The following is a 13,847-nucleotide window of genomic DNA, read 5'->3' on the forward strand; positions in this document are numbered from 1 at the left end:
GACGACCATGCACGTCACGCATCTTTCGCTGGCCGACTTCCGCTCGTACGCCCGGGCCGAGGTCCCGCTCGACCCGGGCGTCACCGCCTTCGTCGGCCCCAACGGGCAGGGCAAGACCAACCTCGTGGAGGCGGTCGGCTATCTGGCGACGCTCGGCAGCCACCGGGTCGCCACGGACGCGCCCCTGGTCCGCATGGGCGCCGAGCGGGCGATCGTCCGGGCGCAGGTCCGCCAGGGCGACCGGCAGCAGCTGATCGAGCTGGAGCTGAACCCGGGCAAGGCCAACCGGGCCCGGATCAACCGCTCCTCGCAGGCCAAACCACGCGATGTGCTGGGCATCGTACGGACCGTGCTGTTCGCGCCCGAGGACCTCGCCCTGGTGAAGGGGGATCCCGGGGAGCGGCGGCGGTTCCTGGACGAGCTGGTCACCGCGCGCTCGCCGCGCATGGCGGGCGTGCGCTCCGACTACGAGCGGGTGCTCAAGCAGCGCAACACCCTGCTGAAGACCGCCGCCCTCGCGCGCCGGCACGGCGGGCGGTCCATGGACCTGTCCACGCTCGACGTGTGGGACCAGCATCTGGCGCGCGCGGGCGCCGAACTGCTCGTCCAGCGGCTGGATCTCATCGCCGCGCTGGGTCCGCTGGCCGACAAGGCGTACGAGCAGCTCGCTCCCGGCGGCGGTCCGGTGGCGCTGGAGTACCGGTCGTCGGCGCCGGGCGAGGCCCACACGCGCGAGGAGCTGTACGAGCAGCTGAGGGCGGCGCTCGCCCAGGTGCGCAAGCAGGAGATCGAGCGGGGCGTCACGCTGGCCGGCCCGCACCGGGACGACCTGGTCCTCAAACTCGGTGAGCTGCCCGCGAAGGGCTACGCCTCGCACGGCGAGTCCTGGTCCTACGCCCTCGCCCTGCGGCTGGCCTCGTACGACCTGCTGCGCGCCGAGGGCAACGAGCCGGTGCTGATCCTGGACGACGTCTTCGCCGAGCTGGACGCCCGCCGCCGGGAGCGGCTGGCGGAGCTGGTCGCGCCCGGCGAGCAGGTGCTGGTCACCGCCGCCGTGGACGACGACGTGCCCCAGGTGCTGGCCGGCGCCCGGTACGCGGTGGCCGGCGGGACGGTGGAGCGCGTATGAGCACCGGCGAACCCGCACCCGACGCCCCGGACGTCCGCGGCACCCCGGCGGCGCCCAAGGCGCCGGCCGCCCGGGGCGCGAAGGAGCCCTCCGGTGTCGACCTCGCGCGCGTGGCGTTGCGCGCCGCGAAGGAGCAGGCACGCGCGCGCGGGGACGCGGCGCGCCAGCGCAAGCAGGTGCGGCGCGGTGCCGGGCTGCGGTCCGGGGCGCGCGCCGACGGCCGCGATCCGATGGCGCTGGGCTCGGCGATCAACCGGCTGATCACCGAGCGCGGCTGGGAGACGCCGGCCGCGGTGGGCGGTGTGATGGGCCGCTGGCCGCAGATCGTCGGCGAGGATCTGGCCAAGCACTGCGTGCCGCAGCGGTACGACGAGGACGAGCGCGTGCTGACCGTCGGCTGCGACTCGACGGCCTGGGCGACCCAGCTCCGGGTGCTCGCCCCGGCGCTGGTGGCCCGGCTCAACGAGGACCTCGGGCACGGCAGCGTACGGGTGATCAAGGTGCTCAACCCGGGCGGTCCGCCCCGGCGCTACGGCCCGCTGCGGGCCCCGGGGAGCACCGGCCCCGGCGATACGTACGGGTGACGTACCTCACGTCCTGCCAGGTGCGCCGGAGGGCCGTCGTAGCCGCGTGCCACCGGTGTGGACCAGGGCCGGACGGGCCCGGGACGGCCTTCTGACCCGCCGGTAGCCAGGGGTTGACGGCCCGAAGCGCTGAGTGCCGCTGTGAGCCCCTTGGGGGCCCCTTCCGTATATCGGGACCCGGCGGAGACCGGTTGAGGGCGGCACATGGGAGCCCAGGTGCCCGCAAACCCCCATCGATGTCAGTGCTACCGGTAGACTGGAAGACAATCCCGCCCCAATGTGGGGACCGCCCGGGAAAAGCTGAGCAACGCTGATCAAGGCTTACCAACGCAACATGCCGCAGCCGCTCCGGCAACCTGCCGACGAGCCCGGCTCGTGCTGTGCCAGAAAGGGCGCTTCGTGGCCGATTCCGGCAACCCCAACGAGAACATCCCGTCCACCGACGCCGGCGTGAGCGGCGAGGCCGCCGGGACCCCCGCGGCCTCCGCCTCCTACGACGCCAGCGCCATCACCGTGCTCGAAGGGCTGGACGCGGTCCGCAAGCGGCCCGGCATGTACATCGGCTCCACGGGCGAGCGCGGTCTGCACCACCTGGTGTACGAGGTCGTCGACAACTCGGTCGACGAGGCGCTGGCCGGTTACGCCGACACCATCGACGTGACGATCCTCGCCGACGGCGGCGTGCGCGTCGTCGACAACGGCCGTGGCATCCCGGTGGGCATCGTGCCCTCCGAGGGGAAGCCGGCCCTCGAGGTCGTGCTGACCGTGCTGCACGCGGGTGGCAAGTTCGGCGGCGGCGGGTACGCGGTCTCCGGTGGTCTGCACGGTGTCGGTGTGTCCGTGGTGAACGCGCTGTCCATGAAGGTCGCCGTCGAGGTGAAGACCGACGGGCACCGCTGGACGCAGGACTACAAGATGGGCGTGCCGACGGCGCCGCTGGTCCAGCACGAGGCGACCGAGGAGACCGGCACGTCGGTCACCTTCTGGGCCGACCCGGAGATCTTCGAGACCACCGAGTACTCCTTCGAGACGCTGTCCCGGCGTTTCCAGGAGATGGCGTTCCTCAACAAGGGCCTGACGATCCGGCTCACCGACGAGCGCGAGTCGGCGAAGGCCACCAGCGGCGCGGACGAGGCGGGCGCCGACGAGAAGGCCGAGGTCAAGGCCGTCACGTACCACTACGAGGGCGGCATCGTCGACTTCGTGAAGTACCTCAACTCCCGCAAGGGAGAGGCGGTGCACCCGACGGTCGTCTCGCTGGAGGCCGAGGACAGGGACAAGAGCCTGTCCCTCGAAGTCGCCATGCAGTGGAACAGCGGCTACAGCGAGGGCGTGTACTCCTTCGCGAACATCATCCACACCCACGAGGGCGGCACCCACGAAGAGGGCTTCCGCGCGGCTCTCACCAGCCTGATCAACAAGTACGCGCGCGACAAGAAGCTGCTGCGCGAGAAGGACGACAACCTCACCGGCGACGACATCCGTGAGGGTCTGACCGCGATCATCTCGGTGAAGCTCAGCGAGCCGCAGTTCGAGGGCCAGACGAAGACGAAGCTGGGCAACACGGAGGCCAAGACCTTCGTGCAGCGGGCGGTCTACGAACACCTCAACGACTGGCTGGACCGCAACCCGGTGGAGGCCGCGGACATCGTCCGCAAGGGCATCCAGGCGGCGACCGCGCGCGTGGCGGCCCGCAAGGCGCGCGACCTGACGCGCCGCAAGGGCCTGCTGGAGTCGGCCTCCCTGCCGGGCAAGCTGTCCGACTGCCAGTCGAACGACCCCACCAAGTGCGAGATCTTCATCGTCGAGGGCGACTCCGCCGGCGGCTCGGCCAAGTCCGGCCGCAACCCGCAGTACCAGGCGATCCTCCCGATCCGCGGCAAGATCCTGAACGTGGAGAAGGCGCGGATCGACAAGATCCTGCAGAACCAGGAGATCCAGGCGCTGATCTCGGCCTTCGGCACGGGTGTGCACGAGGACTTCGACATCGAGAAGCTCCGGTACCACAAGATCATCCTGATGGCGGACGCCGACGTCGACGGCCAGCACATCAGCACCCTGCTGCTGACCTTCCTGTTCCGCTTCATGCGGCCGCTGGTCGAGGCCGGGCACGTGTACCTGTCCCGCCCTCCGCTGTACAAGATCAAGTGGGGCCGGGACGATGTGGAGTACGCCTACTCGGACCGGGAGCGCGACGCGCTGATCGAGCTGGGCCGCCAGCGCGGCAAGCGGGTCCGCGAGGACTCCATCCAGCGCTTCAAGGGCCTCGGCGAGATGAACGCCGAGGAGCTGCGCGTGACCACCATGGACCAGGAGCACCGGGTCCTCGGCCAGGTCACCCTCGACGACGCCGCCCAGGCCGACGACCTGTTCTCGGTCCTCATGGGCGAGGACGTGGAGGCGCGCCGCCAGTTCATCCAGCGCAACGCCAAGGACGTCCGCTTCCTCGACATCTGAGTCGGTCTCAGCTGACCGCACCAGGAAGGATTCCCACCAGCAATGGCCGACGAGAACACCCCCGTCACCCCGGAAGAGGGCGGCGAAATCGTGATGCGTGTCGAGCCCGTCGGGCTCGAGACGGAGATGCAGCGCTCGTACCTCGACTACGCGATGTCCGTCATCGTCTCCCGCGCGCTGCCCGACGTCCGTGACGGTCTCAAGCCCGTCCACCGGCGGGTGCTGTACGCGATGTACGACGGCGGCTACCGCCCCGAGCGCGGCTTCTACAAGTGCGCCCGCGTGGTCGGCGACGTCATGGGCAACTACCACCCGCACGGCGACTCCTCCATCTACGACGCCCTGGTGCGCCTCGCCCAGTCGTGGTCGATGCGGATGCCGCTGGTGGACTCCAACGGCAACTTCGGCTCCCCGGGCAACGACCCGGCGGCGGCCATGCGCTACACCGAGTGCAAGATGGCGCCGCTGTCGATGGAGATGGTCCGCGACATCGACGAGGAGACCGTCGACTTCACGGACAACTACGACGGCCGCTCCCAGGAGCCGACCGTCCTGCCGGCCCGCTTCCCGAACCTGCTGATCAACGGCTCGGCCGGCATCGCGGTCGGCATGGCCACCAACATCCCGCCGCACAACCTGCGCGAGGTGGCGGCCGGCGCCCAGTGGTACCTGGAGAACCCCGAGGCCTCCCACGAGGAGCTGCTGGACGCGCTCCTGGAGCGCATCAAGGGCCCGGACTTCCCGACCGGCGCGCTGGTGGTCGGCCGCAAGGGCATCGAGGAGGCGTACCGCACCGGGCGCGGCTCCATCACGATGCGCGCGGTGGTCGAGGTCGAGGAGATCCAGAACCGCCAGTGCCTGGTGGTCACCGAGCTGCCGTACCAGGTGAACCCGGACAACCTCGCGCAGAAGATCGCCGACCTGGTGAAGGACGGCAAGATCGGCGGCATCGCGGACGTCCGGGACGAGACCTCGTCGCGTACCGGCCAGCGCCTGGTGATCGTCCTCAAGCGGGACGCGGTCGCCAAGGTCGTGCTGAACAACCTGTACAAGCACACCGACCTGCAGACGAACTTCGGCGCCAACATGCTGGCGCTGGTCGACGGCGTGCCGCGCACCCTCTCGCTGGACGCCTTCATCCGGCACTGGGTGACGCACCAGATCGAGGTCATCGTCCGCCGGACGAAGTTCCGGCTGCGCAAGGCCGAGGAGCGGGCGCACATCCTGCGCGGTCTGCTCAAGGCCCTGGACGCCATCGACGAGGTCATCGCGCTGATCCGGCGCAGCGAGACCGTCGACGTCGCGCGCGGCGGACTGATGGGCCTGCTGGAGATCGACGAGATCCAGGCCAACGCGATCCTGGAGATGCAGCTGCGGCGGCTGGCGGCCCTGGAGCGGCAGAAGATCGTCCAGGAGCACGACGAGCTCCAGGCGAAGATCAACGAGTACAACCAGATCCTCGCCTCGCCGGTCCGCCAGCGCGGGATCGTCAGCGCGGAGCTGACCGCGATCGTCGACAAGTACGGCGACGACCGGCAGACCAAGCTGATCCCGTACGAGGGCGACATGTCCATCGAGGACCTGATCGCCGAGGAGGACATCGTCGTCACCGTCACGCGCGGCGGCTACGTCAAGCGGACGAAGACGGACGACTACCGGGCGCAGAAGCGCGGCGGCAAGGGCGTGCGCGGGGCGAAGCTGAAGGAAGACGACATCGTCGACCACTTCTTCGTCTCCACCACCCACCACTGGCTGCTGTTCTTCACCAACAAGGGCCGGGTGTACCGGGCGAAGGCGTACGAGCTGCCCGACGCCGGCCGGGACGCGCGCGGACAGCACGTGGCGAACCTGCTGGCCTTCCAGCCGGACGAGGCGATCGCCGAGATCCTCGCGATCCGGGACTACGACGCGGCGCCGTACCTGGTCCTGGCCACGAAGGCCGGTCTGGTCAAGAAGACGCCGCTGAAGGACTACGATTCGCCGCGCTCCGGCGGTGTCATCGCGATCAACCTGCGCGAGCGCGAGGACGGCAGCGACGACGAGCTGATCGGCGCGGAACTGGTCTCGGCCGACGACGACCTCCTGCTGGTCAGCAAGAAGGCCCAGTCGATCCGGTTCACCGCCTCGGACGAGTCCCTGCGCCCGATGGGCCGTGCCACCTCCGGTGTCAAGGGGATGAGTTTCCGGGAGAGCGACGAGCTTCTCTCGATGAATGTCGTCCGACCCGGTACGTTCGTGTTCACTGCCACCGACGGTGGGTACGCGAAGCGGACCGCCGTCGACGAGTACCGCGTCCAGGGCCGCGGCGGCCTCGGCATCAAGGCCGCCAAGATCGTGGAGGACCGTGGGTCGCTCGTCGGCGCGCTGATTGTCGAGGAGAACGACGAGATCCTCGCCATCACCCTCTCCGGCGGTGTGATTCGTACGCGAGTCAGCGAGGTCAGGGAGACGGGCCGTGACACGATGGGCGTCCAACTGATCAACCTGGGCAAGCGCGATGCCGTGGTCGGTATCGCACGTAACGCCGAGGCCGGGCGCGAGGCGGAGGAAGTCGACGGCGACGTGGCCGTGGACGAGACCGCCGAGGGTGCCGCGACCGCCGGCACGGACGAGGGTGAGGCACCCTCGGCCGAGTAGCACGAGGAGTGAGTCATCGTGAGCGGAGCCACGGGCGCCGGATCGGCCGGTACCTCGACGGGTACGGAAACGGACGGCGGCGGCCGTGGCTCCGCCGCGCGTACGGCAAGTGCGAGCGACCCGCACACGACGAACCTGAAGCCGGTGAAGGCGTCCGAGAGGGACTCTTCCCGTACGTCTGGATCCCAGGGGGGAACGTTGACGGACACCCGAGGTCCGGCCGCGGCCGGCGAGGCACGGGCGGCGTCGCCGCTCCCCGGCGAGCGGCACCCGGAGCAGCCCGGCGGGCCGTACCACCCGCCGCAGGCCTATCCGGCGCAGGCCCCGGCCGGCGCGGTCCGCAAGCCGCGCACCGGCGTGCGCCAGCCGACGGCGCCGCGGACCCGCAAGGCGCGGCTGCGGGTGGCCAAGGCCGACCCGTGGTCGGTGATGAAGGTCAGCTTCCTGCTCTCCATCGCGTTCGGCATCTGCACGATCGTCGCCTCGGCGGTGCTGTGGATGGTCATGGACGCGATGGGCGTGTTCTCGACGGTCGGCGGCACGATCTCGGAGGCGACCGGCTCGAACGAGGCGAACGGCTTCGACCTCCAGGCGTTCCTGTCCCTGCCGCACGTCCTCACGTTCACGTCGGTCATCGCGGTCATCGACGTGGTCCTGGCCACGGCGCTCGCGACGCTCGGCGCGTTCATCTACAACCTCTCCGCGGGCTTCGTGGGCGGCATCGAGCTGACCCTCGCGGAGGACGAGTGACGACCCCCGACAACCGATTTTGGGACTGACGGGGTCGTGCGCTAACCTTCAGGAGTCAGCGCGCGGGACACACACCGCAGAGCGCGGCGGGGCTATAGCTCAGTTGGTTAGAGCGCATCCCTGATAAGGATGAGGCCACAGGTTCAAATCCTGTTAGCCCCACCAGCGAGAAGAACCCCCAGTCTTAACGGCTGGGGGTTCTTGACGTTTATGGGTGACCTCTCCTGCCCGTCGGTATCCCGGTGCCGAAGGGGGCCGGGAAGACGGGAATGCCCGACCGCTGGCGACGGGGGATGCACCAGCGATCGGGCTATGGCCAAGGGTAACAAGGTTGCCGGTGGCGTGGGGCCAAGTCCGGGGGGAATCAAGCAGGTTGGCCGATCATCGACCGCACGGAGGGTCGTAGGAGAGGCGGGGCAGGTACTCGTGCCAGCGCTGTTTCGTCAGGACGCCCCGGGTGACCGCGCAGATGTGGCGGATCGCCGTGCCGGTGTCCAGGTTCCACAGGCGGACCGTGTCCGTACCGCTGGAGACGCCGAGGACGCGGCTGCCGGGGCTGAAGGACAGGAACGTGCCCGTCTTGGCGTTGGGGCTCATCGACTGGCCGACCGGGGTGGCGTCGGCGGGGTCGGCGACGTTCCACAGGCGGACCGTGTTGTCGTTGCCGCCGCTGGCCAGCGTGTGGCCGGCCGCGGCGAACGTCAGGGACGTCACCGCCTCGGTGTGGCCGGTCAGCGGGGCGCCCAGGGCGCTCGCCGCGGCCGGGTCGGTGACGTTCCACAGCCGTACCGTGTCGTCGTCGCTGCCGCTGGCCAGCGTGTCCCCCCGCGGGCTGAACGCGAGCGTGTTGACCGGCCCGGTGTGCTCGGTGAGCGGCTTGCCGAGCGCCGCGGCGTGCGCCGGGCGGGTGACGTCCCACAGCCGGATCGTGCTGTCCGCGCTGCCGCTGGCCAGCGTGTGCCCGTCCGGGGCGAAGGCGAGGGCGTTGACATAGCCCCGGTGGCCGGTGAGCGGGGTGCCGAGCCGTACGGCGTGCGCGGGATCGGTGACATCCCACAACTGGATGGTGCGGTCGTCGTAGGCGGTGGCCAGGGTGTGCCCGTCGGGGCTGTAGGCCAGCGCGTCCGGGCCCATGAAACGGGTCCGCAGGATCAGCGGCGGGCCGGCCGCGACCGGGTGGGCGGGGTCGGTGACGTTCCACAGGTGCACCGTGCGGGCGCCGGTGAGGACGGCGAGGACGCGGCCGTCGGGGGAGAACAGCAGCGAGCGCTGGTCGCCGTCGGCCCGCATGAACGGCCTGCCGAGCGGCACGGGCCGGCCGGGCCGGGTCACGTTCCACAGCCGTAGCCTGCCGTCCCGGGCGGCCGTGGCCAGCACCCGGCCGTCCGGCCGGAACGCACCGGTCCGGCCGATCATGTCCGTGGCCGGCACCGACCACAGCCGCACCTTGCCGTCCCCGCTGCCGGTGGCGAGGGTACGGCCGTCCGGGCGGAACCCGAGCGCGTACATCTCCCCGCTGCTGCCCGCGAGCGGTTCGCCGACCTGGGACGGGGACGCCGGGTCGCTGACGTTCCACAGGCTCGCGGTGCTGTCCGCGCTCGCGGCGGCCAGCCGGTCCCCGTCGGGGCTGAACGCCACCGACCAGACCGGCCCGGTGTGCCCGGTCAGCGGCGAGCCGGCCGGCGCCGCGCGGCCGGGCACCCGTACGTCCCACAGCCGTATGGTGTCGTCCGCGCTGCCGCTGGCCAGGGTGTGCCCGTCGGGGCTGTAGGCCACCGAGTGCACCAGGTCCGTGTGCCCGCGCAGCGTCCTGACCTGGGCGGGCCGGCGCGGCGCGGACACGTCCCACAGCCGGATCGTCTCGTCGTCGCCGCCCGTCGCCAGCGTCCGCCCGTCCGGGCTGAACACCACACAGCGCACCGCGGCGCTGTGGCCGCGCAGCACGGACAGCGCGACGGGCCGGCGCGGGTCGGCCACGTTCCACAGCCGTACGGTGCTGTCCTCGCCGGCCGTGGCCAGGGTGCGGCCGTCCGGGCTGAACGCGACCAGGTAGATCGTGCCCCGGTGGCCGGTGAGCGGCGCCCCGAGCGGCAGCGGGCGCGCGGGGTCGCCGACGTCCCACATCCGGACCGTGCCGTCGTCGCCGGCGCTGGCCAGGGTGCGGCCGTCCGGGCTGAAGACGGCGCTGCTCACCCAACTGGTGTGCCCGGTCAGGGGCTTGCCGAGCGGGGCCGGGCGGTGCGGGTCGGCCACGTTCCACAGCCGGACCGTGTGGTCGTAGCTCGCCGTGGCCAGGGTCTTGCCGTCCGGGCTGAACGAGGTGAGGTAGACGGCACCGGTGTGGCCGGACAGCGGGGTGGCCAGCGGCGCGTTCACGATCGACAGCAGCCTGCTGTACGTGCCCTCGTCGTCGGGCCGCAGCCGGTGTGCGACCAGGTCGAGCTGGGCGGCCAGCGACGGATCGCTGTGCTGCACCCGGTCCGCCTCGGCGAGGACCTGCTCGAACACGGCGTCGTCGCGCTGCTTCCAGGCGATCACCGCGGAGCCGGCGGCCAGCACGGCCAGTGCCACCAGCGCCGCCACCGCGGCCCGGCTCAGCCACACCGTGCGCTTGCGCAGCCGCACCGAGGCGGCCAGGAACTCCACCGCGCTGCGGGTCAGATAGGTGTCCCCGGCCGACCGGGCCCAGCTACGGGCCTGCTCCAGCCGCGAGCCCCGGTACAGCAGCGAGCTGTCCCGGCCCGAGTCCTCCCAGGCCCGGCCGTCCTCCTCCAGCCGCTGGCGCAGCAGGTGGTCGCCCCGGCCCTCGTCGATCCAGTGCCGCAGCCGGGGCCAGGCGTGCAGCAGCGCCTCGTGGGTGATCTCCACGGTGTCCGCGTCCAGCGTCACCAGCCGGGCCCGGACCAGGGCCTCCAGCGACTCCTCGGTCTTGTCCGGGTCCGCCGACTCCTCGGCGAGCTGCCGCCGGGTGCCGCGCCGGCGCGTGGCCTGGGTGTCCTCGCCCAGCCGGACCAGCCGCAGCAGCAGCAGCCGGGCGGCGGCCCGGGCCGCGGGGTCCAGGCCGGACCAGGCCCGCTCGGCGGTCGCGGCGACCGCGCCCTGGATGCCGCCGGCCGCGCGGTAGCCGGCCAGCGTCAGCCGGCCGGCCTTGCGGCGCTGCCAGGTGGCCAGCAGGGCGTGCGACAGCAGCGGCAGCACGCCCGCGTCGTGCGCCCCGCGCGGGCCGTCGGCGCTCACCTCGCGCACGATCAGCTCCGCGAGCCCCGGCTCCAGCTCCAGCCCCACCGCCTTCGCCGGGCCGGTCACCGCCTCGCGCAGTTCGGTGCCGGTCAGCGGGCCGAGCACCATGTGGCGGTGCTGGAGGGCGTCGGCCAGCTCCGGGTAGCCGAGGCACTGCTCGTAGAAGTCGGCCCGTATGCCGAGGACGACCCGGACGGGCGCGGGTCCGGCGGAGCCGGGGGGCGGGGTGCAGGCGGCGTGCAGGAAGCGGATGAAGGTACGCCGGTCCGCCTCGTCGGCGCAGAGGGTGAACGCCTCCTCGAACTGGTCCACGATGACGACCGGCCGGGCGTCCGGCGCGGTCGCCCGGCCCGCCCAGACCGCGACCGCCTCGCGTACGGCCCGCGCGATGTGCGGGGCGTCGCAGCCCGGCAGCGCCGGGTTCCGCGCCGCCGCCCGCTCGGCCCGGCACGCCTTCGCGGCCACGGCGGCCAGCTCGGGGATACGGCGCACCAGCTCGCCCAGCGGATCGGGGCCGGGGACGAGCTGGAGGACGGGGCCGGGGGGATCGGCGGGGTGGGCGGGAGCGGGGCTTGTGGATGGGGAGGAGGGGGAGGGAGGTGCGGGGGATGCGGTGGGATTCCCGGTACCCGTGGGGCCGTTGGTGCTGCTGGGAGTGGTGCCCGGGGCACCCGTGGGCCTGCTGGTGCCGGTGGAACCGGGAGGCCGGCCCGTTCGCTGCGGGGCGGGGTGGAGCGGTGCCGCCTGGTCGTGCGGGGCGGGATGGCCGGGCGGGGCCGGGGACGGGCGGGCCGTGGCCTTCGGGTCGGCCGGTGACGGGCGGGCCGTGGAGTCCGGTTCGGCCGGGGCGGGCTGGGACGGGAGAGGAAGGGAGATCCGCCCGGCGGGACCGGCGGCCTGGGCAGGGTGGGCCGCCTTGTCCTGCCGGGCCGTGGGGGTGCTCAGGGCGCCGCCGCGGATGGCGGGGACCAGGCCGGCGTTGAGCAGGGACGACTTCCCGGCGCCGGACGCGCCGACCAGCATGACCAGTCCGCCCGACCGCTCGGCCGCGCGGAGCTGGGCGACGAGGGCCTTCGTACTGCGTTCCCGGCCGAAGAACCACCGGGCGTCCTCCCACCGGTAGGGGGCCAGCCCGCGGTACGGGCACACACCGCCGGCGACGGGCGGCGCCTGGGCCGGCGGCCGCCGGTTCTCCTCGGCGGGCGGCGCGTGGCGGTCGCCGGCCGGGCCGGTCAGGGCCAGCTCCCACAGCCGCTGCCAGTGGGCGAGGTCGTAGAGTCCGGTGGAGACCGGGGCGGGGCGCAGCCGCCGGGCCTCCGGGATCAGGATCTGGAGGACCGCCGCGAGGGCGGCGAACTGGGCCGGTACGTTCCTGGCCCGGCGCCAGTCACTGATCCGCTGTGCGGACACCCGCACGGGCCGGCCGCGCTCGTCGACCCGCTGCAGCCGTACGACCGCCTCGGCGACACTCTTCAGGGGAGGGTTTCCGGCCTCCTTGTACAGCAGCGCGAGCCGCTCGGCGAAGGCTGTGCGTGCCCCTGAGTCGGAACTCAAGGCCCCACCCCTTACTTTCCCCCGCGTGTGGACGTCCGGACCGGAAAACCCACCCTATACGTCTGACCTGCGGTTAAGGGGAGGACTTCAGTCCGGAACCTCCTCGTGGGGGACGACAGATGGCAGGATCCGAACCCGGTAGTGGACCGGTCACCCACTGTCCGGACAGGCCACCGGCTCAGTGCTCGGAGAGACAGCCCACGGCACCGAACGTTCTCGGTCAAATTCGGTCACCCCGCGTCGCGTGCGGCGGCTGAGCCACGCGCGACCCAGAGAGCCGGCACTCCGGCCCCGATCTTCGATCCGTGCCGCGCCGACATGGCACGGGTCGACGGCCCCGCACCGTTCGGCACCGGTCCCCACGAGGGGAGGGACCGGTGCCGGGCGGGCGGGAAGCTGAGACCGGCGGTCTTCCCCACGCCGTCCGTACCCGTCGTCCCTACACGCCGCACATGCCCTCCGTACGCGTCGCCGCCCACGCCGCCCGTGCGCCTCGGCGGTGCCCCGGCCGCCGTGGGAGTTCAGCCGTCGTGGGAGCTCAACCGCCGTGGGAGTTCAGCCGGCCGGCGGGACGTCAGCCGGCGGCCAGCTCCAGTCGTAGCCGGCGAGCGCGCGGGCCCGGGCCTCCGCGACCGCCGTACGGGCCGCCAGTTCGGCGGGGTCGACATGGGCGGCCTGGCCGGTGACCTGTCCGTCCCACTTGCGGTACAGCAGACCGGTCCGCGCGGTGAACCAGCCGCGGCTGACCGCGTCCAGCGCCAGCAGCAGCCCGGTGTCCTCGGAGGCCGGCAGCGCCATCCAGCCGCCCAGGGCGAGCAGCAGCTCACGCCGTACGCACAGGCTCGCCGGATGGACCGGGAGGCGGAAGCCGTTCCGCCGCCAGTGGGCGAGCACGGTCCCGCGCTCCACCGGGCCGTCGTCGGGGTCGCCGGGGAAGCCGGCCGTGGAGCCGTCGGGCAGCAGGTCCAGGACGCGGGAGGCCGTCCAGCCGACGGCCGGGTGCGCCTCCAGCACGGCCAGGTCGCGGGCGAGCGCGCCCGGCGTGAGCTGGTCGTCGGCGTCCAGCACCTTGACGTACCCGCCCTCGGCGCGCGCCAGCGCGAGCGTCCGGGCCACGCCGGGGCCGCCGGGCCGGCCCTGCCGGAAGGAGACGCGCGCGTCGTCCGGGACGTACGGCCGGACCTCGTCCGTCGTGCCGTCCTCCTGGACGAGCCACTCCCACTCCCAGCCGGCGGGCAGCCGCTGTGCGCACAGGGAGGCGTACGCGTCCGGCAGGAACCGGGCGGACGGGCCGTGGACAGCGGTGACTACGGTGACGCGCCGGCTCACGGCAGCGCTCACCACCTTTCCGTGGGGCGGGGCGAGTTGCGCTGCCAGCATGGCCTACGGCGGGCCCGGGAAAACGCGAGACCCCCGGCCGGTGCGGCCGGGGGTCTTTCCGTTTCGACTGGTGCGTACGCAAGTCGCCGTGGTGTCGAGACGTTGCGGTACTGCGC

Annotated in this window: 7 protein-coding genes and 1 tRNA gene; 6 read left to right on the forward strand and 2 right to left on the reverse strand. The window is 72.4% G+C overall.

The genetic code is table 11. The annotated features are described in order from the left end of the window. Positions 1 to 7: 7 nt before the first annotated feature. The 6 genes from recF to ACZ4SV_RS16125 all read left to right on the forward strand — a co-directional run bounded on the left by recF (position 8) and on the right by ACZ4SV_RS16125 (position 7,722). The gene (gene recF, locus ACZ4SV_RS16100) at positions 8 to 1,129 is read left to right on the forward strand and encodes a DNA replication/repair protein RecF (RefSeq protein ID WP_365871616.1); all 1,122 of its coding nucleotides are present in this window, start codon (positions 8 to 10) and stop codon (positions 1,127 to 1,129) included. Continuing rightward, positions 1,126 to 1,713: a DciA family protein gene (locus tag ACZ4SV_RS16105; protein WP_365871618.1), complete on the forward strand. Its 588-nt coding sequence runs from the start codon at positions 1,126 to 1,128 to the stop codon at positions 1,711 to 1,713. The genes recF and ACZ4SV_RS16105 overlap by 4 nt, the downstream gene beginning before the upstream one ends. 375 nt (positions 1,714 to 2,088) lie before the next feature. Continuing rightward, positions 2,089 to 4,170, forward strand: a complete 2,082-nt coding sequence (gene gyrB / locus ACZ4SV_RS16110) for a DNA topoisomerase (ATP-hydrolyzing) subunit B (RefSeq protein ID WP_468004871.1) — start codon at positions 2,089 to 2,091, stop codon at positions 4,168 to 4,170. Between the two features lie 42 nt (positions 4,171 to 4,212). Continuing rightward, positions 4,213 to 6,807 carry a DNA gyrase subunit A gene (gene gyrA, locus ACZ4SV_RS16115; protein ID WP_468004873.1) on the forward strand — a complete coding sequence of 865 codons (2,595 nt, stop codon included), beginning with the start codon at positions 4,213 to 4,215 and terminating at the stop codon, positions 6,805 to 6,807. A gap of 18 nt (positions 6,808 to 6,825) precedes the next feature. After that, a complete protein-coding gene (locus ACZ4SV_RS16120; protein ID WP_365871624.1) occupies positions 6,826 to 7,557 on the forward strand; it encodes a DUF3566 domain-containing protein in 732 nt (243 codons plus the stop codon). Positions 7,558 to 7,645: 88 nt separating this feature from the next. Further along, positions 7,646 to 7,722, forward strand: a tRNA-Ile gene (locus ACZ4SV_RS16125). A 216-nt stretch (positions 7,723 to 7,938) separates the two neighbouring features. On the opposite strand, the gene ACZ4SV_RS16130 is transcribed toward ACZ4SV_RS16125, so the two are convergent. Both ACZ4SV_RS16130 and ACZ4SV_RS16135 read right to left on the reverse strand, forming a co-directional pair. After that, positions 7,939 to 12,351: an nSTAND1 domain-containing NTPase gene (locus ACZ4SV_RS16130; RefSeq protein ID WP_468004875.1), complete on the reverse strand. Its 4,413-nt coding sequence runs from the start codon at positions 12,349 to 12,351 to the stop codon at positions 7,939 to 7,941. Between the two features lie 555 nt (positions 12,352 to 12,906). Continuing rightward, complete coding sequence (locus tag ACZ4SV_RS16135) at positions 12,907 to 13,692, reverse strand: glycosyltransferase family 2 protein (protein WP_468004877.1); 786 nt, start codon at positions 13,690 to 13,692, stop codon at positions 12,907 to 12,909. Positions 13,693 to 13,847: the final 155 nt, after the last annotated feature.

This window comes from Streptomyces sp. NPDC027672 (genome assembly GCF_055566335.1).

Excerpts from the sequence above, each read along its gene's own strand:
- recF (WP_365871616.1), top strand. The coding sequence starts at position 8 with ATGCACGTCACGCATCTTTCGCTGGCCGACTTCCGCTCGTACGCCCGG.
- ACZ4SV_RS16105 (WP_365871618.1), top strand. The coding sequence starts at position 1,126 with ATGAGCACCGGCGAACCCGCACCCGACGCCCCGGACGTCCGCGGCACC.
- gyrA (WP_468004873.1), top strand. The coding sequence starts at position 4,213 with ATGGCCGACGAGAACACCCCCGTCACCCCGGAAGAGGGCGGCGAAATC.